Raw genomic sequence first — 24843 nt, 5'->3', positions numbered from 1 at the left:
ATAAGGGATGAGGAAGGTCTCGAAAAGTTTGCATCGTTAATCCTGGCGTACTTCATGCTTGGAGGTAGGCACTTTCAGATCAACCAATAAGTAGGGAGATACCGCTAGGAATCCGTGAGGATGTCATAAAAATGCATTGACGTACGTGCGTTATCAATTGGACTTGTCCATGGGTATCTTTACAATGCCTATTCTATATCCTGTGAGTATTAATACGGCGTTGGTTATCATATAGATCGATATTAATGGACGACGCATTAATAGGAAGATTATGCCCAACACCAGCATTATTAACATAACTGACTGTTCAATGATGATTCTCCCGGTCTCAAGGGCTCGGGAAGCCTTAGGTGTCCTCATCCAGGGTATGTCGGATATGGCTGATTTCGTTAAGTAAACCACCAGTGGGTATGTAAGTGCATAAATTGTTAAGCCACCTACTATTAACGCCTTGAAGGTATCTAGAATATTGTAACCAAGCCTGCGGCCTATATCTAGTAATTGAATTATCATGACCAGGCCCAGAACGTCTGAGACAATCATTAATATTAATACTGGAAGCGGTGGTATTAATACACCTATTAACTGCATGAATAGGGATAGTACCATTAAGGCCAGGCTATGTAGGCAGTTGGGTACTTGATTAACCATAGCATTAAATCAATGTAGTTCAGGAAACCCATTGATAATGCCCTTCTGGCGTATTTCCTGAGGGCCCATATGTCGTTAGTGGCCCATCTAATGGTCTGTGATCTAAATGCATAGTATGTACTGGGCACCTCGGTCACCGCGTATACATCCATTAACCCAATCCTACCTCTACTTAGCAAGACCCTAATGGCTAAGTCAATATCATCAGCCTTGCAGTGGCATAAACCGCCGTATTTCATGAAGGTCGACTTAAGCATAGTTAAATTATTACCTATGAGCATGTAGAAGCCTCTTCTCGTCCTAATCATTGCCCTGCCCACTACCTGAACCATGGCCAATACATTAAATAATATGGTCAAGGCCCTACTGAACTTGGTCGAGACCTTAGGAAGCCCAAGGAATGGGGCTCCCACCACGTCATAACCAGCCGCTAAGTAATCCAAGGCCCTCCTAAAGTACTCCCTAGGAAGCTTAGTATCAACGTCCAGGATGGTTATGACATCTCCCGTGGCTAGGGACGCGGCGTAGTTAACGGCACCACCCTTATAACCAACGGGCTATCCCTTCTAATAACCCTGTAATCTAGATTAATTCCCTTTAGCGTTAGCCCTAAGGCGTTGTTAAGTTCCTTAACATAAGCCTCTTCATCATCAGACACTATGATAACCTCAAGCAGGTTTAAGGGATAATCCACATTTAGAAGCCCCTTAATAACCTCAACAACTGCGTCAATCGGTTCGTTCTTAATGGGTATTATAACCGATATCCTGGGTAACGGATCAACAGCGGCCGGACCTATGGGTCTTGCCTTTCGTGAAGCCATAAGCCGAATGTATAATTGATATTAATTGAATTAATATAAAGATCAAAAATATGCTGTAGATAACGTAAACTATTTTAAGACTAGGTATATATGATTTAGGGACTTGATTTGTGGTGACGCCTATTGATGAGTTAATTTGATTCACATAATATGTGCTATTGCTGATCATGACATGCATGTACTCCACATCACTATTAACCGCATCCTCGATATTCCTAAAAACATTAACAATGGAAAAAAAACGAGATGGAATTTCCATTAACCATTAACTTCATAAAGCTTAACAACATTATCTTATGTTACACGATAAAGATTTATTTAAGATTTACCCCAACGATATTCACACCTTAAAGATAAAAGAAGAGTATTTACATGCCTCAATCAAAATATATCTAATAAAAATAATTATTATATAGGCAGAAATTTTAGATAATATGGCGTAGAGTATGTTATACTACCTAGTATAAATTTATAGTGGAAGAAGGAATTAATTTTTATATTAATTTTGAATAATATTCAAAGTAAATTATTATTAATTATTTTTGCATCTTTAAGTAAGTTTTTAAATGATAGGTATAACTTATATTGTGCAACTTAAAAAGTACTACCTTGATGATGATTTACAATTTTTATTAGCTATCATGACTAGGCTATTGCTTTATTCTCCCTGTGCCAGGTTCACTGAATTAATGAGACTCACATCGTGGCATCAACAGAGACTCTCTAGGGCATTAGGTAGGGGCATTGGCATGGGTATCATCATTAGATGCGTTGATGGTGAGGGATACGACCTTGCATTACCCATATCGCGTAGGAGTCTTATTAGAAGAGGAAGAATAACACTTAGTGTTAATGATTTTGCGAGCAATTACCTAACCATGAAACACAGAGTTCCATAACGATGCAGAACACGGGCCTTACGGACATAGGTAACGTTTTTGTTAGGGTTTATGGCGACATTGACTGGAACGAGCCACTGAGATTCGGATGCGGTGATACGAAGGTGGTGAAGAAACTAGAGAGGGATAAGTGCCCACTAAACATGTGCAACTTAGTCTTTGATCTAGGTAAATCAATGGCTCCAGGAAGCATCTTCGATTATAACTATTCATTCAACCTATACTACTACCCACCAAGGGACTACTTCAGCCTAGACATACTCAACAACATTAAGTATGTCTCAATAAGGATACCGAGGAGCTACGGCATAAATGGGCGAATAAGCCTAGGCGATGTGGAACTAACGGGCTATGGCTCAGTGAGGACCAGCATAAGTAGGAAGTACAACATAGTCCATGGAATATCATTAACGCCACCAGGAGTACTAAAAATACCAATACAAATAGAGACATAATACTTTTAATCATGGGAACGTAAATTAACCATTAATAGTTACACCTGAACAGGTATTGGCTGAACCAATGGGTATTGTCTCCTCGCCCATTACTGGATTTGCTGTGAACCCAGTACAAAATGAGCCGCCATTTATATAAAAGTAATGAGCACCATCGGTCAACCATAGTACTAGGTATATGGGGCCGCATCCCTGGTAGCCATACGGATAACCATTATAACCACAACTATTTTGACTATTAAGGGAGTTCGGCATTGCGGTTGTGTATAATGTCTTACCATTGTATGTGATTGTCATCTGCGTTTGTATTGGCGTTAGTATAGTTACATTCTCAGGCCTATTGAGGGTTAATGTAATCGAGTTCTCCCTCATGAAGACGAGGGAGCCTGCGGTAAATACGGATTGTAATAAACACTATAGGTTATGAGCTGTGGACTGATTACTAAATAAATAGTCGTGGGTGTTTGTGCCGTAAAGACGTACGTGCCTGGACCAAGTGTTGAATTCGTATAGGGTGTGTACGTCCCTATATCAAAGCCATAATATGTACCGGAGGGTAGTGTCGTCGGTATTCCTGAGGTCATATAGGGAGCCTGTATTGATGCGCATGCGTTGTACTCGGTCTGCAGGTTCGTATAATTAATCATTAGTGAATTATATCTTGACTGAAGGGTACTGTATTGGCTTTGTAGTGAGGCGTATTGGGATTGTAGGGTATTATAATTATTCTCTAGGGAGTTGTAATTGTTTTCCAGGTCTGTGTAGTTGGTCATCAATGAGTTGTACCTGGAAAGTAATGTGGCATACTCAGCCTCTAATGATTGAAATTCAGGTCTATAACTAAGTATTGCCGTGTACCATTGATACGCAAAGAAAACAGAAACAATAGCCAGGGCAACCACGGAGACCAACAACCCAACCATACCCATATTCACCAATCAATCACCGCATCCCTTTACTCTAGATAACATATTTAAGGAATTGTCACGAAGCACCGTGACAAAGCTCATTATCCAATTTAACGAGAGTTTGATAAGGAAAATAAGAATTTCTAATAATTTTTAATGCTGAATGCCATGTCGAAGTCTAGCCTTGTTTGAATTGTGTTGTTATTTCTTGGTTGCTTGTTACGGTGTCCGTCACCACGTAGGCTCCGTATAGGTTGATGCCACTCATGGTGTTTCCATTGACGTAAACACCCTCCACTGCGTAGCCTGGTAGTGGCCATGCGTATATGGTGATTGTGGTGTTGATGGGTAGCTCCAGGTTTTCCGTAATCGGGCCATTGAGAATTAACTGCCTCTGGCCGAGACCAGGCTCATTGATTATGGTTATTACACCGCCACCAGTCGTCACGTTCATGGTAACGCGCATCATTGGTTCACAATTAATTATTATTGTCTCATAATTAGATCCGTAGTTTAGGCTTAGCGTGTTTGATGGTTCATAGGTTATTGATGGGCTTGGGCAGTTACCAAGGGCTGTGACATTGAATATCACGGTGGTGCCTGGCTGACCAATGAATGCTGGTCCAAAACCCATTGAGCCAGTGCCCGTGTAATTGACATACCAACCATTAGAGGCCACCGCAGAAACAAGCCAAGTGGCGTAGCTTGGGGCAACAACATTAATGAACGCGTACGATGGGGGTGGAGGAATAGTCAATGAGGTTGGTGTTGTGGTTATCATTGTTAGGAAGGGTACACCTATCAGGTCTGTGGAGTTTATCATGGTCGTCTCATTAGGCTCTAACTCAGTCGTTGTGGAATTAACAACAACCTTACTACTGCTCATATAGAAGCCGGTTACGTTTAAGCTTGCCGAGGAGTTGGACGTTATGGTAAGGCCGTATGGCCTTAAACCGATGGTTACATTGATTGACATGCTTGATGTTGCGTTGATTAGGAAACCCTTGACTGTCGTGCCCGAGACCTGCATTATGAAGACACCGACACTGGTACCTATTGGGTCCACCGCAAGGTCGCCATCGTACTGGTTGGGTATTGCAAAGACCTCAACATTACCATCAAAAACACCTGTACTACCAGGAATAAGCCCAACAAAGGACTGCGAATCACCCCACTGAGTGAAGGTATCATACATGGAGGGGTTATCTTTAAGAAAAACCTTGACATTAGACTGGGAACTGGCATAAACAACAATAAGAGTGTATGGCGCCAGCTCCTCTTCAACATACTTAATATTATCAAAAAGCTGTGACAAATAAGTAAGCCGATTACTAAACCAACTCCACCTAGCTGGAGTGGGCTGAATTACGTAGAATGTTGTGAATGTGGTGCCATTCGGCCACATATATTCAAATGCATTGTCCATTGGATTATAGATGGCGACTCTAATGGTACCTGGATAGCCAGGGTCGCTGATTAGTATTGCGTAGAAGCCATTGGCAAGCTTTGCATAACCCCAAGCAACAACATCATGACCAACATTTGAGTTACTTCTAATTGTTAATAGAAGAGCTGGATGCCCACTCTTTAGAATACTAGTCAGTGAAGTAAAATCATTAGGACTCCCCCAACTTGAAGGTAAAATAGTCCATGAACCAATAGACCAGCCTGCATTATTTGGATCGAATAGTTGGTGTATTGCTATTTCTAGGGCTGCTGGTGTTAAATTATATTGAGGTGGCGAAATAACTAAGTTACTTGAATTAACATAACCTAGATATAGTTGTGCTGTGGCTGTTGGCGTACTCGTTGGCCCATAATTCTGCAACGGGTAATAGGGCACTACTAGTCCATTGATTGTGTCCTCGCCAAGCACGTAACGATCAAAATAAAGTATTGCCGTGCTTGAGAAGCCATAGCAATTACCACTAGGTGAATAATTGGTGTCGTAATTGGCGTAGGAGTACATGTCGAGGAACGGGTTCCAACCACTCACAACACTATAATCATTACCCTGTGGAATGAAAACAATGTATATCGGTGGGTATATTTCTGCGGAGAATCCGAAACCTTCCTCATTATCCGCCGTTTGAGACCATAGTAGGTCTGTTAGGTTTATCGTGAGTTGGCTCGGTATCGGCACGTAAGTAACACCATTACTAGTATAATCATTAATGTTAATTGTAATCTCATAATTCGTTATATCACTAAAATCATAATGAACTAAGTTAAGATTAGAAAGCTTAACCGCGGTATTAAGATCAAAAAATTCATAGACGTGAATATTATTAGTGCTTATGCCGTAAAACCTAGTAACTATTAATGAATTAAATTATTTATTCATAGAAATTTTCATAAAATAATCAATAAATTTATGAAAAAAAGTCTTGGTAGCGGGGCGGATTTGAACCGGGGACTTCCCGACCCGATTGGGTTCTCGGGGTTATGAGCCCCGCAGGCTACCAGGCTACCCTACCCCGCTGGTTTATGGGCCCTTCCCTATGCTTTTAAGGCTTTCGGTCTATCTATACGTGGTTCCTATGATGGCTTTAGTATTGGGTATGATTATCACCTGCCCTGTTTTACATGTTTGTTTAATTAATGAACGATTATTAATATTACTTAGGTCTCTGATTGTGTGACCTATTTCTCCAATGGGTTTAGATATGGCATTAAGACAATCTATATCTGGGTAATTATTCCAGGATTCTAGTCGTGTTGTGACCATGGTATTTATGTTATTAGTAATTTCGCATAAAACTGACTAAGTGTATAAATAACAATATCTGTATTAAGATATAGAAAAATTTAAAAATCAAATAAATCAAATGAAAATGTATGTTTCGGAATAAACAAGTCAGGCAATCAGTTTCGTGTTTAGTTACTGATTTAATAGACGATGCCTTGAGGATTATTGCGTATGGTAGGGCTGGGTTAATGAGTAAGGACGAGGTCTTGGATATACTGTGGGAGTTGCTTGTTAATGTTGAGTATGAGTTGAGTAGGGGCTCCATGCGAGTTGAGGAGTTAAGGAATTAATTGCTTAAGTTACTTAGTCCTTATGGTATTTACATAGAATGGCTATTTTCAACGCTAAAGGTACAATATGAATATCTTCATATTTTAATGTTGGAATTAATGGTTATTAGGTTGCTCCAGTGAATATTTTTCTTGGATTGTCCACGAGTATTTTGTCTATTTGCTCCTGAGCTATTCCTTCACTCCTTAGTCTTGGTATTACCTTCTCAAATATTAGTGTCATTGACCAATCCGGCACCGTGCTCTTAACAACCTCTGGTGGGTACCAGTCAATGGTTGGGCAGTAATCGTGAGAAAGAAGTAACTGGTCGATCCAACCTCTCCTTATTAACTCAACCGTGGTCTTAATCCTCTTCTCGAGTGGTAGGTATGTATCCAGGCCGAACCTGTCGAGGCCCACGAATGCTCCGGTTCTCAGTATCTGTTCTATGTATGAAATATCGTCTGTATCACCTACATGCCCAATGACTGTTCTCGAAAGGTCTACACCCTCCTCCCTAAAGATCCTGATTAATTCAAGGCTTGACTTATTACCAACAAATGAGTGGGTGATTATCGGGACGCCGGTTTTGATATGAGCCCTCGCCGCGGCCCTAATGGCCACCTCCACATCACTGGTTAGTCCAGGTGAGTCAATAACGGCCTTAACAAATGCAGCCTTAGTGTTGGTTCCTTGGATGCCGATGGTTATGTCATGAATAAAGACATCAATTAGTGAGTCAATGCCCCTGTTCCTGAAGTAAAACGGTAATTCCGTGTATGTGTAGAAGCCTGTGCCCATTATTATATTAACACCAGTCGCCTTCGCGACCCTCTCATCAAACTTAACATCCCTACCCAACCCAGCTACCGTGAGGTCTATGATCGTCTTAACGCCATACCTCTTGGCCGCATTTACGGCATCGATGGCCCTCCTAAGCTCCTCGTCCTCATTGTACAAGTGCGGCCAGTTCCAACGAACAACCTCGGTGGTCACCTTAAGGTGCTCGTGAAATAACGTTAAACCATGTTACTTGGCTTATCTCACCTCCACCAACGATTGGTACCTTGTTCATACCACGGCTCATCACCTACCACCCACCTTCTTTCTCTCTTGCTCCTGAAGTAGTCTCCAATCTATTTTACCTGTAGCAGTCTTTGGCAATGAATCAACGAACTCCACAACCCTTGGATATTCATATGCTGACATCCTCTCCCTAGCCCATTGTATTATGTCCTCAGGCTTCACCTTGCCTCTGTATTCCGGCTTAAGGACTACGTATGCCTTAACCTCCTCACCAACCCTTGGATCTGGTGTCGCCACTACGGCAACCTCAAGAATGGCTGGGTGCATATACAGTATGTTCTCAACTCTATAGGGCCAGACCTTATAACCAGCCCTATTAATCATCCTCTTAATCCTATCAACGTAGAAGAAATAACCCTCATCATCCATATAAACAACATCACCAGTCCTAAAGTAAAGCTTACCATTAATCTCAATAAACGCCTCCCTAGTCTCCTCAGGCTTCTTCCAATAACCCTTGAATACATTCGGTCCCCTGATCACTAGTTCCCCATTTTTACCAACCGGTAGGATCTCCTTTGTATCAGGATCTATCACTAGGGCGTCTGTGCAAGGTTGTGGAATACCAAGGTCGCTACCAATCTTAACTCTGTGAGGTGGATTAACGTGGGTTTGCGAGAAGGTCTCAGTAAGTCCATAACCAGCCAGGTAATCAAGCCCCGTTAACTCCTTAAATCTCTTGGCGACAGCCTCGGGCATTGGTGCACCACCTCCACCGGCCAGTATTAATGATGATAGGTTCCTCTTCTCAATGCCTGGCATTGCCAATAAATCGACAATCATGGTGGATATGCTTGTCCAATGAGTTATCCCATATTTCTCAATGGCGTCGACGGCAGTCTCCCTGTCCCAAGTAGTCATTAGTACCATCGTTGAACCAGCATAGAGGGGCACAAGCACAGAATGTACTAGGCCGGTCACGTGGAATATGGGCAATACCGTTAATACAATACCACTCGGTGCAATATTATACCAAACCGCAGCATTTAGCGTAGACGCCACATGGTACCGTGACTATGCATAACGCCCTTAGGAATACCCGTTGTGCCTGATGTGTAAGGGATTGCGGCGAGGTCCTCATACGTAACCTTCACGGTGGGTGGATTGCCATTGAATGTCACGGCATCCCTCCAATTAATAACTCCCTGAGGAACCTCGGGATCCATGAGCATTAATTGGGGAAACTTGAGCTCAGGCTTTTCAGGTAAGTAATCCCTATATCTGCCGGCAATTACGTACTTAAGTGATGGGACCTTATCCTTAACACTGAGTAATCTAGGTAGTAACTGTGTTAGTGTTATCACAGCCTTAACCCCGGTTTCCTTCAATATGTACTCGAGCACATCAGGTGCAACCAATGGGTTTATTGGCACAGCAATTGCATTGGCCCTTAGGATGCCGAAGAATGATATTATCCAGTGGGGCGTATTTGGCATGTAAATGGCAACCCTATCACCCCTATCAACACCAAGGTTGTAGAGAAACGCCGAGAGCCTAATTATTGAGTCCCAAAGCTCTGAGTACCTAACCCTAAACCCATAGTAAATAATTACGTCCTTACCTGGATACCTCATTGCTGAAACTTCAACGATATTGAATAAAGGAACCCTCGGGTAATCCATTCTTCTTGTAACCCTAGGAGGCCAGAACCTAAACCAGGGCCTGTCATCATGAACCTCACATATGTAATCTCCCTCGGGTATAACCTGAACCTCAGTATCACCTACCTGCTTTGTGATTAGTTCCATGTTTTACATTTTATCATTTTGTTATTAAAGATTAGCATTATATATTTCACCTAATTTATTACACTATATTATAAATAACTATATATTTACTATACTAAGCATTTTAATTAACAACCTTACTCACTATATTGCTTGTATGGTTAGGTCTCCTGAGGATTATGTTAATAGTCTGCGTGATGGTAGGGTCGTTTATTATAGGGGTAAGCCCGTAGATGATGTCACTAGGCATGAGATTCTGAGGGTCGCGATTAATCACGCCCTTGAGCTCTACAAGTGGCAGGCGGATCCTGAGTTAAGGAGATACTTAACATATGATGATACTCAATATGGAACCATAAGCAGGTTCTATAAGGTTCCCAGGAGCCCGGTGATTTAATCGAGAGGTTCAGGTTAATCTATAACACAACACTGCTTGGTAGGGGTATGTTCAATATAATGAAGACCATTGGTTCAGACGCATTGTTCGGCTCATGATAGCGTCCAAGCAACTTGATAGGTCAAGGGGCACTAATTACTATGATAGGGTCATGAGGTATTATGAGCATGTGGTTAAGGATGATATTACAATTGCCGTTGCCCAGACCGACGTTAAGGGCGATAGGATGCTTAGGCCTCATCAGCAGGAGGACCCTGACCTTTACGTCCACATTGTTGGTAGGGAATCCGACGGAATAATTGTTAGGGGTGCCAAGGTTCACACGACACAATCCATTGCGGCTAACGAACTAATTGTCCTGCCCTATAGGAATATGGTTAAGGAGGACGCAGACTATGCGGTTGCATTCGCAACACCAGTAAATGCCAAGGGCATTATCCTAATACCGAGACCGCTAAGAGAGGTTGAGATTAACATGCTTGGTGATGAATTCCCAATGGGTAAGACGAACGTAGAGGTCGAGACATTGACAATATTCGACAATGTTAAGGTACCCAATGACAGGGTTTTCCTGGCCGGCGAGTATGATTTCGCGGCGCCCTATGGATTAACCTTCGCGCTTTACCACAGGTTCACCGCGATCTCCTACAGGGCTGCCCTGGCCGATATAATACTTGGCTATGCCAAGCTCTTTGCTGAGTATAATGATGTTGAGACTGCGTCCCACATTAGGAGGGATATTGTTGACATAATAACGTATAAGGAGTACCTGGTATCCAGCGCCATAGCCTCAGCCGAGAAGTGCATTAAGGACCCAAACACGGGCATTTGCATACCAAACCCAATATACACGAACGTGGGTAAACTAACAGCTAATGCCAAGTACCTAGACGCCGTTAAGGACATGATAGACGTAGCCGGCGGCCTACTGGCGGACATACCATCAACAAGTGAGTTAAGCAACCCAACCGAGGAGAGGTACATGGTTAAGTACCTGGCTGGTAAGAGGGGCACGGACCCGAGGGTCAGGATAAGGCTCTTCCAAGTCGCCCGTGAATTCCTATCAGCCCTCGGTGCCCTGCTCTCCGTTGGTATGATCCATGCGGAGGGTTCCATAGAGGCAAGCGTAATAGAGCTCTACAGGTCGTACAACTACGACATAAGCAAGACGGCTGCGCTATACAACGCGGACCTGGCTAAGATTGATGACGTAAAGAAACTACTGGAATGGTGGTGAATTAAGCATTCATTAAATCCCCGTTAATATGGTCTTCTCTACTTATTTATGCTTCCATAATCAGCGTGGTGCTTGACCATAAATAATGTTTAAAAGTCGAGGTAGGTAATTCACATGATGAGTCTCGAGAGGATGAGCAAGGAGGGTACGTGGTTTATTGAGTTTAATACGCCATTTAGTTACCATGTTAGGGGTATTAGGAGGGTTCTGTATAGTGGCATTACTAAGTATCAGAGGATTGCGATTGTCGAGTTTGAGGACTTGGGTAAGGCATTGGTGCTTGATGGTAAGATACAGAGTTCGCTATACGATGAGTTCGTTTATCATGAATCGCTCGTTCACCCAGCAATGATAACTCATCCAAACCCGAGGAGGGTGCTTATTCTTGGTGGCGGCGAGGGTGCTACGGCTAGGGAGGTACTTAGGCATAGGAGTGTTGAGGAGGTGATCATGGTCGATATTGATGATGAGGTAATTAGGCTCGTTAAGGAGTACCTCCCTGAGATGAACCAGGGTGTATTTGATGATTCAAGGTTTAAGCTTGTGCTTCAGGATGGTAGGAAGTTCCTTGAGGAGTCAAGGGATAGGTATGACGTAATAATACTAGACCTGACGGACCCACTTGAGGGTGGTCCATCATACCTACTATACACTATTGAGTTCTACAACATTGTTAGGGATAAGCTAAGTGATGATGGCATAATGGTGACCCAAGCCACGTCAACGACGTACTCCATAAGGACCTTCGCCACGATTTACAGGACTGTTGCTTCGGTATTCCCAATAGCCAGGGCTTACCAGGTGTACATGCACTCCTTCGATAGTACGTGGGGCTTCGTAATTGGATCTAAGAGGTATGACCCAGCAATACTATTGCCCGATGAGATTAATAATAGGATTAAGGAGAAGATAACTGGTGAACTTAGATTTTATGAGGGTGATATACATAGGGCATTATTCACGTTACCAAGGCATGTAAGGGCCATTTTAAATGACGAAACCATAAAGCCTGCGACAGACAAAAACCCAACATTCCTACCCGCCTGAGCCCTCTAATACCGTTAAAGTTATAATAATGTCAAAATTACTTATTGTGTATGGACGATTATATTAGTCGAACTGTTCGCGAACATTTATTTAGTACTTGGCGTAGACAGAGGGGTTGGGAACCGCTGAACATTATTAAGGCTGAGGGTGTTTACTTCTATGATTCCCAGGGTAGGAAATACCTGGACTTCTCTTCTCAATTTGTCAACGTCAATCTTGGTTATGGTAATGAAAACGTGATCAACGCCATCAAAAAAAACAACTCGAAACCCTACAATACATATCCCCCGTCTTTGCCACGGAGGTCAAGGCCAAGGCTGCCAGGGCGTTGCTCGAGATAATGCCTGAGGGCTTGACGAAGTTCTTCTTCTCCACGTCGGGTACCGAGGCCAATGAGGCTGCGGTTAAGATCGCCAGGCTCTATAAGAAGCCTGCCTACAAGGTCATCGTTAGGTATAGGTCCTATCACGGGTCAACACTTGCCTCAATATCCATGACAGGTGATTATAGGCGTTGGTTCATTGAGCCGCACACAATGCATGGTGTTGTCAGGGTACCTGAGCCATACTGCTATAGGTGCCCACTCGGCCTTAAGTATCCTGAGTGTGGCTTGGCATGCGTTAATTACGTGGATTACGTCATTAAGAATGAGAAGAATGTAGCCGCGATACTTGTTGAGCCAATAACTGGTACTAACGGCGTCGTCGTTCCACCCAAGGAGTACCTACCAACGCTTAAGAAAATCGCTGAGGATAATGACGTATTATTCATTGCTGATGAGGTTATGACTGGTTGGGGTCGTGTCGGTGATTGGTGGGCCGTGAACCTATGGGGTGTTAAGCCGGACATGTTAACAACGGCTAAGGGTGCGTCGGCTTCGTATGTACCCATCGGAATAACGGCCGTGAGTAAGAAAATCGCTGATTACTTCGAGGATGAGTTCTTCGCACATGGGCATACCTTCGAGGCGCACCCGGTCTCCCTGGCAGCGATACCGGCGGTCATTGAGGAGTATAGGAGACTTGACTTGCTTAGTCATGTCAGAGCCATGGGCGAGTACTTGAGTAAGAGGCTTGAGGAGTTGAAGGAGAGACACAAGAGTATTGGTGATGTTAGGGGCGTCGGCCTGTTCTGGGCCATTGAGTTCATTAAGGATAGCAGGAAGACGCCCTTCGGCACGTATGAGGATAAGTACAGGGGCGTGGCTACGCCAGTTGATAAGCTCGCTGCCGAGTTACTTAGCATGGGTGTTTATGTGTTTAGTGGTCCGTCCTGGTTCATAATAGCGCCGCCCCTAGTAATAACCAGGGAGCAAATTGACGAGGGTATCGATAAGATAGACCAAGTGGTTAAGAAGCTCGACGAGCAATACCAGGGTTAAAAACCTAATTTCCTACTGACAATGAGGAATGTGGTGGCCACGTACTTAAAGGGCATATACCTACCCAGCACCCTATCAAATGAGTACAATAGTGATGCTGCCTTAGTAATTCTACCGCTACTCCATTGATGCATTCTTGATGGAATTATATTCGAAAGCACGTGAATACCCCTGAGACTCACGACCTCAAATCCATAACTACTCAGTATGTCAAGTAATTCTCTAATCGTGAAAAATCTAAAGGGTATTGCCTCATTACCATTACCATACCAATAACCCACGTGACCCCTACCTTTAATTAAGCCCTTAAGGAAACCCTTAATTGATATACCACCTAGTAACGCCTCATAGGCCATGTCGGGGCATACCAAGTTATCAACATCAAACAGTAAATAGCCACCATTACTTAAAACCCTCGAAACCTCCCTGAAGGCCTCCTCAGACTTTACGATATGATTAAAGACACTTCCATATGCCACAACAGCGTCGAAAAACCCAGCCCTAAACGGCAACCTAACGGCATCACCCTGCACCGGGTCACTGCATCTCCTGGATCTAACGCACTTAGTTAACGATACACGGGATATGTCTAGACTGACAACGTGATATCCACGCTTCCTAAGTAGCATCGTCCAAATGCCAGTACCGCTACCTAGATCAAGGACTTTACTGTGTATCTTGATGCCATCAAAATAGTTTCCAAATATTTCGTACAATTCATTATACAAATGCCTATAATACTGGGAAAATCTTAGAAAAATTCTTTCATAAACAGGGGCTAACTCATCATAAACTGTACCTATAACTGATTCGTAACTAGACGATTGATCGTCACCCTCCACCTCAACCTCCCAATTCATAACTAGGTACCTCTGACTTAATAAAGTCTTCTATCACGTAAATATAGTATATATTTAATGGCACCAAGCCTCGGTGCTATTTCACAAACATAAAATGAGCCGACCATGACACATATCCATGAAAATAAAAGTTTTATAAGTCCACGGCTTACTATGATCGTAATGTCGCAAGATATCATTGAGAGGAAGATTAAGAGGGGCTTGGCTATTATTGATGCATGTGAAGGTAATAAGTTAACATGTAGCTACTTGGTGGCGTTGCAATAGCCTATTTGGTTCGTGACATATACCTGAAGTGCCGGCATTAATACGTGAACCTAAGGACATAGACATAGCAGCGCATAGGAGGGATTCGGGGAAGTTAACCAAGACACTTGAGGAACTTGGCTTGAGGGCTGATGTTAGGTTTAACGCGCTTCATGGTGCGGAGAGACTTAGGTTCTTTGATACCCAAATGAACATGAGAATTGATGTTTTCCTCGACATCTTTAGGGAGAGTCACGTCATCGAGCTTAAGGATAGGCTTGAGAGGTTCAGCCCAACAATACCACCGAGCGACCTACTAATGACAAAGTTTCAGATTTGGGAGATTAATGAGAAAGATCTAAAGGATATAATTGCAATGATGTATAGATTTGAATTAGGCGATAAGGATGATGCGAACACGATAGACCTGGGCAGAATAATAGAGCTAACATCAGATGATTGGGGTCTCTACAAGACAACAACAGTCAACATAGAGAGAACCCTAAACTACCTAAAAACCATTGACTTACCAGGGAAGGTTAAGGATAAGGTCATTAACAACCTAAATAGGATGAAGGAGGCCATGGATAAGGCACCAAAGAGCATGAAGTGGAAGATGAGGGCAGCCATTGGAGAAAAGGTTAAGTGGTACGAAACACCAGAGGAAGCCTAGGCATCCATGAATTACAACCCTTACCTATAGGCAGGCAATTGATAGATAAAATAATCACCAACTCAAGACTCCTTCAGTACTACTTCCTATTAATTGCATAGGTCCTCAGTGAATTCGTTAATGTCCTCTCCTCAAGGTTTACATACATGGTAATAACATCGTCCCTAACGCCCCCAAGCGCTTGCCGAGAAATTCCTCAGAAATGTTGATTTATCACAACCCAGTGGTCCATAAATAATCCCAACACAACCCAACTCCTAAGGAAGACCTCGACCTCATATTCACAAAAGCCATTGGAAATTCACCAAGTTCCTCAATACCGAAGTAAGTACTACCCTCTTAATTAACTTATCAATATTAACACCAATACTAAGCCCACTTGGCAATCACTATTATGGTGCCTTAAGCCACTTTTAACTTTAGGGATATAGAGAGGCATTAGTTTAGAAAAGCTAAATACCTAGGGCATTATCTCTATTAAGAGGTTCATGTCAAGCCGTAGTGTTGGCTATGGCATTTGCCCGAGATGCGGTAATCGTGGCGTGCTAATTATTAAGGAGTTGAACGGTGGTTACTATGCCTATTATAGGCACGGTAGGACTTGGCATTATATTGGTCCATTACCCGTGGTTTACGAACAAGTAATTAATAGCCTTGATAGTGAATATAGGGAGTCCCTGAGAAGGGCCATAACCCAGGTTAGCGCCTTCCATGGAATTATCACAATTAATAAGCATGTAGTTAGTAAGTTAATAAACGGTATAATTAACATACGTAATGGCATACTTTGGTTCGTAATACTTAATGCGTTATTCTACATTACAGCAATTATATCAATTCATTCAGAAATAATTTCTATTGCTGACATAGTCAAGGTCATCAATGCCTTAGTAAGTCTGACATTAACGTATGCTTTCCTACTCAATGGATTTAACACATTGAGTGATGTAGATAATGTAAAGTACGGCATAGGGTTAGGCGGTACTTACTTAAGGATGATTGGCTTATCCATAGTTATCGTAGCGAACGTTGGATACGCCCTGTCGATATTCACGTTAATTACAGCAACACTGTTAACCATAATAACTGGGGCGATAATAATAGTATCGTGGGTCTTGATATACATGGCAATTCTTAGATTGGCAAAATATGTAGACCTGGGCAAAGCCTCAAAGTAGGAATGCTATTAACCTTAATGGGTTATTCCCTCGATCTAGTCCCAGGTATAAATATACTAAGCCCACTTCTTCAAATGATTGGTGAAATACTAATGGTAATTGAGTTGGGGACCGCTGCGGTAAAGTTAAGGAACGTGGGTATTCATTAAATTGTGTTCGTTGTGGTAGGGCTTTACCAATAAATAGGAGATGAGAATTGGGTATGTGTATGGCGAAAAATAAGGTCTCGGATACCTGGTTAAAACACCTAGTAATTGCGATGTCTCTACTAGCAATAATACTATTATATGTATTTATATACATAATAACATTGAAATCATACGGTGCCACCAATACCACAATTATTCTAGGCCATGATTTAATAGTAAACTATACGGAATCACTAAATTATTTTAAGAGCGTAGGTGGTTTGGTGATAGTTCTTGGACCGCAATCGCTATATAACGAGATTTATCAGAGAGCCTCCGAACTTGGAATTACCACGGTACACTACGTAGGGTTGAACCTTTCTGAAGCATTAACGTTACTGATGAAGAAACCAGGTTCCATATTAATTATTGATTTACCCTACATTAAATTAAGCCCGGTTGAATTAAGTAATATACTCACACCATACATAAGGTACGGCGTCATAGCCTTCTATAATGCAACACCAACAATGCTCCAAGACTATGCATTAAACGCCCTATTCAGGGCTGAGATCATTAATAACACAGTTGAGGGACACTACATAGCGTTCATACCGTACCTAGCGGGAGGACCTCCATTTAGTGTTGAGGCAGTTACTGGCTATGGAGATAGACTAGACATATCCATAGGCTATAGATTGAGCTTGAGAAGCTTAATATTCGTACTATACGAACAGTTACATGATACTTATTCTGATCCATGTACCATAACTTCCACAGGGCAGTTAAATCTACCTGGCGGTAGTTATTATGAAAGCCCCACGTTTAACGACTATGGTAATCCATACAGCGACTCGTACATTACTAATTGGTACTATGACTTCTGCATTTATTATCCATCTAATTGGGAGTATACGGCAACAACCCCTGACTACATCAATCTATTCCCATACGCATGGATTGATGTACAACCCCAAAGCTCATATAGTCTAGCCTATTATGAATGGACGCCACCAAGATCCGCCATAACCACCTATAGCATGGGTATCGCGATTGATTACTCATCATCATGGGAATGGTATAGTAGTGGAGGGGGTTATAGTAATGGCCTTTCGCCAATCTCAGGACCGCAGGTCTTTTCATCATCAAGTTCCACATCCTCAACTATTTCCGACCCAGCCAATGTAGTGCATAGCGATTTACCCGTGGTTAGTAACGTGTACTCAAACGATACCTGGTCACTAATGCTTAGTAATGCCGCATTTGGCGATGCAATTCAGCTTAGCGCTGGCGATAATGGGGTTATTCACTTACCGTCATCACAAACAGAGCCTACTACACGGGTTACCTGCCGGTCGATGGAAATTTCACGATAGAGTCTCAGGAATTCCCATCTGATGGAACACAATGCATGTATTACTATTACTACGCAATACAACTTAGGTGGTATGTGATCTACGGAACACCATCAACAACCCTAAGCTTCAATAACGAAAGCTACGTAATATGGTCACCGGCACTCAGTGGCACGGCATGCTTCCCAGCATACCCACATTAAACATTAATCCTCTTAGCATCAACATGGCCATTCGTGATTTAAAACCAAAAATTTAGTTAGGGATAAAAGGGTGAGTCATGAGTAGATCAGTGATATGAGGCTTTCATACACATTGCTGATTATAGTGCTGGTTCTCTCATCTTCAGTAACTACATACTATGCGTATCAATACCTAACGAAGCCGATATATTGCATGTGCCCCGCGGTATTTCTCAATGAGGTCTATAATACTTACGTTTATTACAACAACAAATTGATTTATCACGAGTGGTATTTCGAGGCTTGGCCGACACCTTGTTGCGATAATTTCCCGGGGTTAAAACCACCAATAACCTTCAACGGCATAGTTAACGAAACAACATGCATACAGATAACGGGAATAACCCCACCACCTGGTATCGTCAATTACACATGCATGATAGCCCACAGCGATAATGCCATGATCATAATACCAACGAGGATAGTGGCCCAGGAGGATAGGGCATGCAGTATTGAGAGATTATTACTGCATTTCCTCACCTATGATGAGGCTGGGTTAACCACGTTGTATGGCAATACGAGGATCTTCATAATGGGTATACCAGTCATCGAGGAGTTCATTGGCAGTAACAGGGTTTTCCTGTCCGGTCAGGAATTCATAATTAACACGACTAGTTGGTAATTACGTAATTGCTTACGTAAGTGGTATTGAATTAGCGATGAACGTGTATTCAATAGGTGTGAAGACCGGAATAACGCATTTGGTTGGTACCATAACCGTGCAGTACCATTACTCAACAAGCATCAATGAGACAAACACAGTAATCATAATGTTAACGCCGAGGCGGTGAGCTACACATCAATGTTATTACTCACGGCATAATCATATAGCTAAGGGCAATCCTCAATAAATCCCTGTAAAGCGCCTTAGCCAGGATTTCACGAAGAACATCAATAGAGACCTGTGAATAATTATGCACGAGGACGTTACTGAAGCCTATCATCCTCCTAAAGACCCTTGAGTCATCATCACTTATAATACTGACTTGGCCCAAGTAAATGGGTACCTCGGAGTACGTTGATGGTGCCTTAAGGCCCTTCTCAACCATTATATGAGAACCCATGTCGATTAACGCCTGTATTGCAACCTGAAGCATGTGTAATGTGGCGTTCAGTAGCACATAATCATTAATTAACTCATTAACGCCATACCTGGAGACCAGGGCATCGACCTCATCAACATTCCTCTTAATAATAGCCAATAAATCACTTAAACGACCCACGCAACTCACCAACCTCCTCCTAATCAACCCATTAAATCCATTGGCCTGCAAAAACACTTGATAATCACCGTAAAGGCTGACCGCCCTAACAACCTCCCTAATGAATACCCCACGGTCACCAACGTAAACAGGCACGCCCTGCGTCAAAGCCTAAACCTAACCTCAAAGGGTAGCAATGGGTCATTAAGCACGGTAACGTCAACCCTATCCTCAGGAAGGCCCAGCGCCAGTGCAAGGTCGCTAACAAGCATGGGCAATGCATCAATAACGTTAACACCATCCCTAAACATAACCGCAACATCCACATCACTAAGAGGACCAAACACACCATAAACCAGGGAACCGTAAAGCACGGCAAAGTGAATAAAATCCTTATAATTATTATAATTATTAATAATCGCATCCCTAACAACACCCAACACCCTAAGGCACACCTCACTACATGCACTCATCGAATTCAATACGATATTTACTAATTTATAAGGGTATATGTAGTATATAATTGACATCATTTATGTGACAGTACAAATCAATAAGATGATTATATGCCTTACATATTAACTCCACGGGTACTATATTATTGCACTCTCTTTGATAATCCCAATCGTTCCTGATATAACCCAATGGAAAGAAAGTCACAATAACGAAATCACCATTTTGTTCCTGCGCAACAGCCATCTTAAAATAGTAATTATGCGTATTATCATGAGAATATTTTAGGTAAAATGCCTTTCGCGACTTCTCCGCATAGTTATAATTAATTCTGTTACTCTGATCTTCGCAAAGCATGAGTGAAGCACAGTCGTTAAAGATATATTATAAGGTCTCTGCAGATTAACACAATGAGTAACGGTTAATCAGTAATACATTATTTTAACTATAATTCTCATGATACTTGATGACTATGCAATGTACAAGTACGTTTTCGGAATAACGCACAGTGAGGTTTAGAGGTATGTAGCGCCTTGATGTGCGCCGAATTACGCCATCGAGATTTACTCCTTCAGTGCAGGTGCTATTCACCTTATAAGAGCATCTGCGTGGACGTTAAGTCATGCATTGTAGGTAGGCATACATGATGCGGTAAAACAAAGCCTAGTAAAAATACATCCTGTAATACTGATCCACATAATAGCCATATTACCTAATACAATATGCGTATCCCTGATACGCATCACCTAAAATAAGGAATATGAATGATAGGTATTACCATGTAATAAAGATAGTTTAGGGCAATAAATATTAACGTAATCAATACAGCAATTAATAACGCACGCCCAACATCACGTAACACAAACCAGGTGACCAACAATGAAAATAGAAAGGAAAGAGCAACGGCAGTAATATTTGAGTACAGCCATGAATGATAAATTAAATAGAATATGAACACCATAGCAGAACATACCGTAAAGACCGAGGAATCCAACATGGAAAGGTTAAGTACCGACTCATTACTCATACCATGACTGAACCACCTAATGATGGGCCTATAAACAATGCCCAGAAGAACCGTTAGCAAGAATGAACCAATAACAACACCCATATAAACAAGCAGGGCCGGCCCAATGTAAATACCCACCGGGCGAAGTACGGAGGTGCCGACGAGAATAAAACCGACAAACAAGGAGGTAAGCAGTGGAAACTCCCAAGGCGCGTATGCGCCAAGGACGTCACCGCTCGATAATACCAAGTCCCTCCTACCTGGATGCGTAATCCTAGACCTAATTGGGGCCCTCCTCGGATCATCAATACCGTAAAGTGACCTAAGTATCACCCTAAAGTAACCCAGGGCCCCAGGCCCCAACCTATCATAAACGGCCTTGTCAGCAAGCAATTCAAAGGACCTAGCCAATGTTAGGATTAACACGGCCAGGAGGGGCAACGCAGTCCACAGCATTGAGTAACCCCTAACACCGTAATAAATCAGGAAGGGTACACTAATGAACAAAACGGCGTTGAGGATCACGGTATGCTTAAACCTCGCGTGATAGCCCTCATGGGCATTAATAACCTCGATAACACCGTCCTCATAGTCCTCAGGATACATGAGAATTACCAGGTCGTGGTAAAGCATGCTTATGGTATAACCATTATATTTACTATCACTGACCAAACGAATCAGTGCACGCCTACCCCCATGAACGCCAAAGCCCCCAACACCCTTAATGTAGGTGTAGATCAAAGCTTCATTAATCAACATCGACAATACGAAATATGCGATGACAAAACCCACGAAGTAACCTATCGAAAGCCTAAACAGGTAATGAAGACTCATGAAGATAAGGCCCGTAAATTCCGCGGTAAGTAATACCGCAAGCAATGTAACGACATTAATCACCATGCGCCGCATCGCCTTATCCCTAACAGACCCTAACACCACGCGGTATGCCCCATGAACGAAATACGCAATTACCAAGAGACCCCCTGCACTACCCACAACGTAATTCAGGGTGGGCGAAAACCTCACATTCTTGAGAAGCCCAGATAGGTAGAGCTCCGCGAAAAACATCAGTACGGCTATTAAAATGCCAAAAAATAGATTATAAATCGTTTTTAACCTAGCCGGCATTGTTCATTACACCGTCATAAAATACCCGCAGTAATACCAGCACAAAGCCAGGGTGATGGATTATTAAACGCACCCCAACCATGAGTGACTCCTAAATAAATAGAGTAACCACAGTTTCCCACGTAACCCCAAAACGCGGCCCCAGCTCCAAAACTGGCCGCAAAGGTTGCTGCAGCCACTATATCACCAACACCCATCGTACCGATAGCCAAGCAATCGCCGGTGCCGTAAACTCAAAAAGCAGCATGATCGACACCGCGACAACCGCCTCAATAATCTCCTTCCTACGCACGCCCTTAGTACCCGCAGACCACATACCATGTTTATTTATTTTATCTAATATATATATTGCGCCACCAATCACCTAAAATAACACCTAAATACAGTTAAGATTACCAACAAAAGAAAGAAGGAAATTTTTAAGAAACAAAACTACGAAACCTGCTGACCCTGACCAAGCCTATAAAGCAAACGCCTATAATTACGACTATTCCTCCTCCTAGGCACAAGATTCTTCCTAGGCTTAGGCGGAATCCTAGGCGTCTGACTCCTCACCTTGCCTGCCTTTGTAAGGCTGCCGTGTGATGGCGTACTTTATCCCCGCACTCTTATGCAACCATGACTTATTTAAGTCTTACTTACCTTTCTACTGCAGTACTGAAAGTAATTTATAAACCAAGAAGATAAATTAACTATATGGATGCAAAATGCTCCTAAGTAATTTACCCGGTATTAACAACGATATAGAAATCACGGTCGAAGAGCTCGTCAATACGTTAGTAAATGTTAAAAATGAAATATTAAATAATTGGGATAGAATCAAGAGCGAAGACAACGTTAGTACTAAGTATTCTGCTCTGGGCACCACGATGCATTACCTAAGTGGATTCTCACTACGCCCATTCGTCACGTTAGACGTTAAAATCAACGATGCAGAACCAATACTTGCTGGTCTCTTCATTAGCGATGTATCCCCAGTAGAGTATAATAACGGTACGCGGGTGGTTACGTTGAACTCGCCAGACCCTCACCTGGCAGCCACATTATTGATCTCGTTAATTAGCTACCTTGATGTGGATAAGATTAAGGATTATATATACGTAACCATTAGTGAGGGTAAGGCTGGGTTAAACGTATCATTTAAGCACATAATACCAATGACAGGAAGATTAAGAGATAAAATCGAGAAATTCATCGTGAATAGAGAGAAGGCGGAGACCTTACTTAGCAATCCTAGAGTTCCCGACTACCTGGTTCCTTGGCTTAGGGAGGCTTTGGGTAATTGGGGCGTTGTTAGGTTTAGAAAGGGTGTTAGGTTTGTTTATTATGCGGTTAATGGTTTTATTGGTAGGGCTTCTTTGTTTGGTTGGTTTGTTGGTGATGGTGTTTTGGGTCATGTTGGTCGTGGCTCCTTTGACATTGGGTTTTCGTTTGTGACTGATGAGCCCGTTAGGAGGTTTATGGATGAGTTTCTGTGTGGGCTCTATGGTTGTTCTGGTAATTTCTTTGGTGGTTCCTCGGGTAGGGGTAGTGAGCATTACGTGGTTTGCCCTGTGAAGGCTATGGTGATTAGTGATATCGTTGGTTTGGCTGGTGGTTGGCCCATGTATGGGCTTACCGATAGGGGTGTTAAGTTGGTGGAGGCTGTTAGGTACTCAACCCCCTGCCTGACCTACGCCAAGTACCCCGTGATTAATGTTCTTGGTCATGACCTAATACTGAGGAAGCATAATATGGGCCGTGGATGGTACCTAGCCAAGTCAACGAGTGATGAGGGTTTGGCGAGGGCCATGGTCAGCGACCTGAGGTCGGCTGGTTTTAACGTGAGTGTTAATAACCGTGGTGGGGTCTTCGAAATATACGTGCCCATTGAGGATACCAAGCGCATTCTCAGGATGCTTGGTGTTTATGAGAAGTTTTATGGCGAGCCCAGGAGGCTACCGAGTATTGATGACTTGGTCAATGTGCTTGGGAGGTATAGAATTAGGAGGTGGCATGTGCACGTGGCCAGGGCCGTAATGGGAGGGGCTACGAGTATACCGAGTCCTGCGTATTAATTTCACTTGGCGACTCAGGGAAGGCTCGGAGGCTTAGGGATGAGCTTGTCGGTCTCGGTATCAGGGTTCGTAAGGTGGTTTGGGGTACGGTAATCATATGCAATGGTGAGGACAGGGAGTTGCTCATCAACGCCTTGAGCATCGTGAAGCCCCAGTAGGTATTTACTACCTTATTCATTGCTTCATTGGTTCTACGCTTATGATGAGCAATTTATTCATTCTCTGGTTCAGGTAGTTCATGAGTCTGATGCTCGCGTCCCTACTCAGTGGTGCCTTGATTATGACCTCGTGCCCGTTTATGGAGAGTTCGTAGGGTATTTCGTATATGTTCATTAACACGTATTGTATTAGCATTAGGTCTATGAGAAATTCCTTATCACCGTAGAGCAAGTGCATGAGCAGCCAAATCCTGAACCTGAGACCCAACTCCCCAATGGCCGCGCCAACCCCCGCCCAACCACCTAGGACCCAACCAACACCAACAATGCCAAATAGAAGCGGAATCAGTAGGGCAATTATGAGCATGGCACCACTATCGATTTTGAAATAAAATGGATAGAGGAGTAATGCGGTAATGACACCCGTAATAACTATTATAAATCCAATTAATAAATCAAATAGGCGTTTCATTAAATAAAAATATACCAATTTTATTTTTAAATTTTAATTAAAAACTAAAAAT

The 24843-nt window shown here is 42.7% G+C and carries 25 protein-coding genes, 1 tRNA gene and 5 pseudogenes; 15 read left to right on the top strand and 16 right to left on the bottom strand.

What is annotated here, in order from left to right; genetic code table 11:
- Positions 1-153: 153 nt before the first annotated feature.
- From JCM16159_RS10350 to JCM16159_RS19350, 3 genes and pseudogenes are all read right to left on the bottom strand, one after another.
- Positions 154-651 carry a hypothetical protein gene (locus tag JCM16159_RS10350; protein WP_243666613.1) on the bottom strand — a complete coding sequence of 166 codons (498 nt, stop codon included), beginning with the start codon at positions 649-651 and terminating at the stop codon, positions 154-156.
- Positions 609-1151, bottom strand: a pseudogene (locus JCM16159_RS19355) (glycosyltransferase family 2 protein); the annotation flags it as partial. The pseudogene JCM16159_RS19355 and the gene JCM16159_RS10350, both read right to left, overlap by 43 nt.
- A gap of 11 nt (positions 1152-1162) precedes the next feature.
- Positions 1163-1474, bottom strand: a complete 312-nt coding sequence (locus JCM16159_RS19350; protein ID WP_054857776.1) for a glycosyltransferase family 2 protein — start codon at positions 1472-1474, stop codon at positions 1163-1165.
- 689 nt (positions 1475-2163) lie between these two features.
- On the opposite strand from JCM16159_RS19350, the gene JCM16159_RS16995 reads away from it, so the two are divergent.
- Positions 2164-2373: a hypothetical protein gene (locus JCM16159_RS16995; protein ID WP_243666612.1), complete on the top strand. Its 210-nt coding sequence runs from the start codon at positions 2164-2166 to the stop codon at positions 2371-2373.
- A gap of 2 nt (positions 2374-2375) precedes the next feature.
- Positions 2376-2828, top strand: coding sequence for a hypothetical protein (locus tag JCM16159_RS10330; RefSeq protein WP_054857774.1), 453 nt, complete (start codon positions 2376-2378; stop codon positions 2826-2828).
- Between the two features lie 24 nt (positions 2829-2852).
- Here JCM16159_RS10330 and JCM16159_RS10325 read toward each other — a convergent pair whose 3' ends face one another.
- The 4 genes from JCM16159_RS10325 to JCM16159_RS10310 form a co-directional block, all read right to left on the bottom strand.
- Positions 2853-3200 carry a hypothetical protein gene (locus JCM16159_RS10325; protein ID WP_054857773.1) on the bottom strand — a complete coding sequence of 116 codons (348 nt, stop codon included), beginning with the start codon at positions 3198-3200 and terminating at the stop codon, positions 2853-2855.
- Positions 3197-3763 carry a hypothetical protein gene (locus JCM16159_RS10320; RefSeq protein WP_243666611.1) on the bottom strand — a complete coding sequence of 189 codons (567 nt, stop codon included), beginning with the start codon at positions 3761-3763 and terminating at the stop codon, positions 3197-3199. Before JCM16159_RS10320 ends, JCM16159_RS10325 begins: the two co-directional genes overlap by 4 nt.
- Before the next feature lie 151 nt (positions 3764-3914).
- Positions 3915-5879, bottom strand: a complete 1965-nt coding sequence (locus JCM16159_RS10315) for a hypothetical protein (protein WP_054857771.1) — start codon at positions 5877-5879, stop codon at positions 3915-3917.
- 245 nt (positions 5880-6124) lie between these two features.
- Positions 6125-6218: transfer RNA gene (locus JCM16159_RS10310), tRNA-Met, on the bottom strand.
- A 356-nt stretch (positions 6219-6574) separates the two neighbouring features.
- Here JCM16159_RS10310 and JCM16159_RS16990 point away from each other — a divergent pair.
- Positions 6575-6775, top strand: coding sequence for a hypothetical protein (locus JCM16159_RS16990; RefSeq protein ID WP_243666610.1), 201 nt, complete (start codon positions 6575-6577; stop codon positions 6773-6775).
- 106 nt (positions 6776-6881) lie between these two features.
- Here the strand turns inward: JCM16159_RS16990 and JCM16159_RS10305 are convergent, their stop codons facing one another.
- Both JCM16159_RS10305 and JCM16159_RS10300 read right to left on the bottom strand, forming a co-directional pair.
- A complete protein-coding gene (locus JCM16159_RS10305) occupies positions 6882-7751 on the bottom strand; it encodes a phosphotriesterase (protein WP_243666609.1) in 870 nt (289 codons plus the stop codon).
- 90 nt (positions 7752-7841) lie between these two features.
- Positions 7842-9463 (bottom strand): annotated as a pseudogene (locus tag JCM16159_RS10300) (long-chain-fatty-acid--CoA ligase).
- 262 nt (positions 9464-9725) lie between these two features.
- On the opposite strand from JCM16159_RS10300, the pseudogene JCM16159_RS19345 reads away from it, so the two are divergent.
- The 3 genes and pseudogenes from JCM16159_RS19345 (at position 9726) to JCM16159_RS10285 (ending at position 13630) form a co-directional block, all read left to right on the top strand.
- Positions 9726-11202: pseudogene (locus JCM16159_RS19345) on the top strand (4-hydroxyphenylacetate 3-hydroxylase N-terminal domain-containing protein).
- Between the two features lie 114 nt (positions 11203-11316).
- Entirely contained in the window at positions 11317-12249 is a 933-nt protein-coding gene (gene speE / locus JCM16159_RS10290) for a polyamine aminopropyltransferase (RefSeq protein ID WP_054857770.1), read from the top strand.
- A gap of 50 nt (positions 12250-12299) precedes the next feature.
- Positions 12300-13630: pseudogene (locus JCM16159_RS10285) on the top strand (aspartate aminotransferase family protein).
- On the opposite strand, the gene JCM16159_RS10280 reads toward JCM16159_RS10285, so the two are convergent.
- Positions 13627-14490, bottom strand: a complete 864-nt coding sequence (locus tag JCM16159_RS10280) for a class I SAM-dependent methyltransferase (RefSeq protein WP_054857769.1) — start codon at positions 14488-14490, stop codon at positions 13627-13629. The pseudogene JCM16159_RS10285 and the gene JCM16159_RS10280 overlap by 4 nt on opposite strands.
- A gap of 295 nt (positions 14491-14785) precedes the next feature.
- On the opposite strand from JCM16159_RS10280, the gene JCM16159_RS10275 reads away from it, so the two are divergent.
- The 7 genes from JCM16159_RS10275 to JCM16159_RS19335 all read left to right on the top strand — a co-directional run bounded on the left by JCM16159_RS10275 (position 14786) and on the right by JCM16159_RS19335 (position 19103).
- The gene (locus JCM16159_RS10275) at positions 14786-15409 is read left to right on the top strand and encodes a hypothetical protein (RefSeq protein ID WP_243666607.1); all 624 of its coding nucleotides are present in this window, start codon (positions 14786-14788) and stop codon (positions 15407-15409) included.
- 488 nt (positions 15410-15897) lie between these two features.
- Positions 15898-16587 carry a hypothetical protein gene (locus tag JCM16159_RS10270; RefSeq protein ID WP_054857768.1) on the top strand — a complete coding sequence of 230 codons (690 nt, stop codon included), beginning with the start codon at positions 15898-15900 and terminating at the stop codon, positions 16585-16587.
- Between the two features lie 17 nt (positions 16588-16604).
- Entirely contained in the window at positions 16605-16736 is a 132-nt protein-coding gene (locus JCM16159_RS19340) for a hypothetical protein (RefSeq protein ID WP_367834454.1), read from the top strand.
- Positions 16737-16999: 263 nt separating this feature from the next.
- On the top strand, positions 17000-18091 hold the full coding sequence (locus JCM16159_RS10265) for a hypothetical protein (protein WP_243666606.1): 1092 nt from the start codon (positions 17000-17002) through the stop codon (positions 18089-18091).
- A 35-nt stretch (positions 18092-18126) separates the two neighbouring features.
- Complete coding sequence (locus JCM16159_RS16965; RefSeq protein ID WP_243666605.1) at positions 18127-18273, top strand: hypothetical protein; 147 nt, start codon at positions 18127-18129, stop codon at positions 18271-18273.
- Positions 18274-18367: 94 nt separating this feature from the next.
- Positions 18368-18934: a hypothetical protein gene (locus JCM16159_RS10260; protein WP_243666604.1), complete on the top strand. Its 567-nt coding sequence runs from the start codon at positions 18368-18370 to the stop codon at positions 18932-18934.
- Positions 18935-18977: 43 nt separating this feature from the next.
- Entirely contained in the window at positions 18978-19103 is a 126-nt protein-coding gene (locus JCM16159_RS19335; RefSeq protein ID WP_367834453.1) for a hypothetical protein, read from the top strand.
- A 21-nt stretch (positions 19104-19124) separates the two neighbouring features.
- Here JCM16159_RS19335 and JCM16159_RS10255 read toward each other — a convergent pair whose 3' ends face one another.
- From JCM16159_RS10255 to JCM16159_RS16955, 5 genes and pseudogenes are all read right to left on the bottom strand, one after another.
- A complete protein-coding gene (locus tag JCM16159_RS10255; protein WP_243666603.1) occupies positions 19125-19682 on the bottom strand; it encodes a DUF86 domain-containing protein in 558 nt (185 codons plus the stop codon).
- Positions 19679-19987, bottom strand: coding sequence for a nucleotidyltransferase domain-containing protein (locus JCM16159_RS10250; RefSeq protein WP_243666602.1), 309 nt, complete (start codon positions 19985-19987; stop codon positions 19679-19681). Before JCM16159_RS10250 ends, JCM16159_RS10255 begins: the two co-directional genes overlap by 4 nt.
- A gap of 722 nt (positions 19988-20709) precedes the next feature.
- Entirely contained in the window at positions 20710-22044 is a 1335-nt protein-coding gene (locus JCM16159_RS10240) for a hypothetical protein (RefSeq protein WP_243666601.1), read from the bottom strand.
- A gap of 74 nt (positions 22045-22118) precedes the next feature.
- Complete coding sequence (locus tag JCM16159_RS16960) at positions 22119-22316, bottom strand: hypothetical protein (RefSeq protein ID WP_243666600.1); 198 nt, start codon at positions 22314-22316, stop codon at positions 22119-22121.
- Between the two features lie 220 nt (positions 22317-22536).
- Positions 22537-22692, bottom strand: a pseudogene (locus JCM16159_RS16955) (30S ribosomal protein S30e); the annotation flags it as partial.
- A 119-nt stretch (positions 22693-22811) separates the two neighbouring features.
- Between JCM16159_RS16955 and JCM16159_RS10230 the strand changes: the two are divergent.
- Entirely contained in the window at positions 22812-24161 is a 1350-nt protein-coding gene (locus JCM16159_RS10230) for a hypothetical protein (protein ID WP_054857761.1), read from the top strand.
- Positions 24095-24319, top strand: a complete 225-nt coding sequence (locus tag JCM16159_RS16950; protein WP_243666598.1) for a hypothetical protein — start codon at positions 24095-24097, stop codon at positions 24317-24319. The genes JCM16159_RS10230 and JCM16159_RS16950 overlap by 67 nt, the downstream gene beginning before the upstream one ends.
- 16 nt (positions 24320-24335) lie before the next feature.
- Here the strand turns inward: JCM16159_RS16950 and JCM16159_RS10225 are convergent, their stop codons facing one another.
- The gene (locus JCM16159_RS10225) at positions 24336-24791 is read right to left on the bottom strand and encodes a hypothetical protein (protein WP_054857760.1); all 456 of its coding nucleotides are present in this window, start codon (positions 24789-24791) and stop codon (positions 24336-24338) included.
- Positions 24792-24843: the final 52 nt, after the last annotated feature.

The sequence above is a fragment of the Vulcanisaeta sp. JCM 16159 genome, from assembly GCF_001316265.1.
In the GTDB taxonomy this organism is placed as follows: Archaea; Thermoproteota; Thermoprotei; order Thermoproteales; family Thermocladiaceae; genus Vulcanisaeta.
The sequence above is the reverse complement of the archived record's forward strand: the minus strand, read 5'-3'. Positions and strand labels throughout refer to the sequence as shown.

Excerpts from the sequence above, each read along its gene's own strand:
- JCM16159_RS16965 (WP_243666605.1), top strand. The coding sequence starts at position 18,127 with ATGTATTACTATTACTACGCAATACAACTTAGGTGGTATGTGATCTAC.
- JCM16159_RS10240 (WP_243666601.1), bottom strand. The coding sequence starts at position 22,044 with ATGTTTTTCGCGGAGCTCTACCTATCTGGGCTTCTCAAGAATGTGAGG.
- JCM16159_RS16995 (WP_243666612.1), top strand. The coding sequence starts at position 2,164 with ATGAGACTCACATCGTGGCATCAACAGAGACTCTCTAGGGCATTAGGT.
- JCM16159_RS10350 (WP_243666613.1), bottom strand. The coding sequence starts at position 651 with ATGGTTAATCAAGTACCCAACTGCCTACATAGCCTGGCCTTAATGGTA.
- JCM16159_RS10260 (WP_243666604.1), top strand. The coding sequence starts at position 18,368 with ATGAGGCTTTCATACACATTGCTGATTATAGTGCTGGTTCTCTCATCT.
- JCM16159_RS10280 (WP_054857769.1), bottom strand. The coding sequence starts at position 14,490 with ATGAATTGGGAGGTTGAGGTGGAGGGTGACGATCAATCGTCTAGTTAC.
- JCM16159_RS19340 (WP_367834454.1), top strand. The coding sequence starts at position 16,605 with ATGGGTTATTCCCTCGATCTAGTCCCAGGTATAAATATACTAAGCCCA.
- JCM16159_RS10325 (WP_054857773.1), bottom strand. The coding sequence starts at position 3,200 with ATGAGGGAGAACTCGATTACATTAACCCTCAATAGGCCTGAGAATGTA.
- JCM16159_RS19350 (WP_054857776.1), bottom strand. The coding sequence starts at position 1,474 with ATGGCTTCACGAAAGGCAAGACCCATAGGTCCGGCCGCTGTTGATCCG.
- JCM16159_RS10225 (WP_054857760.1), bottom strand. The coding sequence starts at position 24,791 with ATGAAACGCCTATTTGATTTATTAATTGGATTTATAATAGTTATTACG.
- speE (WP_054857770.1), top strand. The coding sequence starts at position 11,317 with ATGATGAGTCTCGAGAGGATGAGCAAGGAGGGTACGTGGTTTATTGAG.
- JCM16159_RS10270 (WP_054857768.1), top strand. The coding sequence starts at position 15,898 with ATGTCAAGCCGTAGTGTTGGCTATGGCATTTGCCCGAGATGCGGTAAT.
- JCM16159_RS10250 (WP_243666602.1), bottom strand. The coding sequence starts at position 19,987 with ATGAGTGCATGTAGTGAGGTGTGCCTTAGGGTGTTGGGTGTTGTTAGG.
- JCM16159_RS10230 (WP_054857761.1), top strand. The coding sequence starts at position 22,812 with ATGCTCCTAAGTAATTTACCCGGTATTAACAACGATATAGAAATCACG.
- JCM16159_RS16990 (WP_243666610.1), top strand. The coding sequence starts at position 6,575 with ATGTTTCGGAATAAACAAGTCAGGCAATCAGTTTCGTGTTTAGTTACT.
- JCM16159_RS10330 (WP_054857774.1), top strand. The coding sequence starts at position 2,376 with ATGCAGAACACGGGCCTTACGGACATAGGTAACGTTTTTGTTAGGGTT.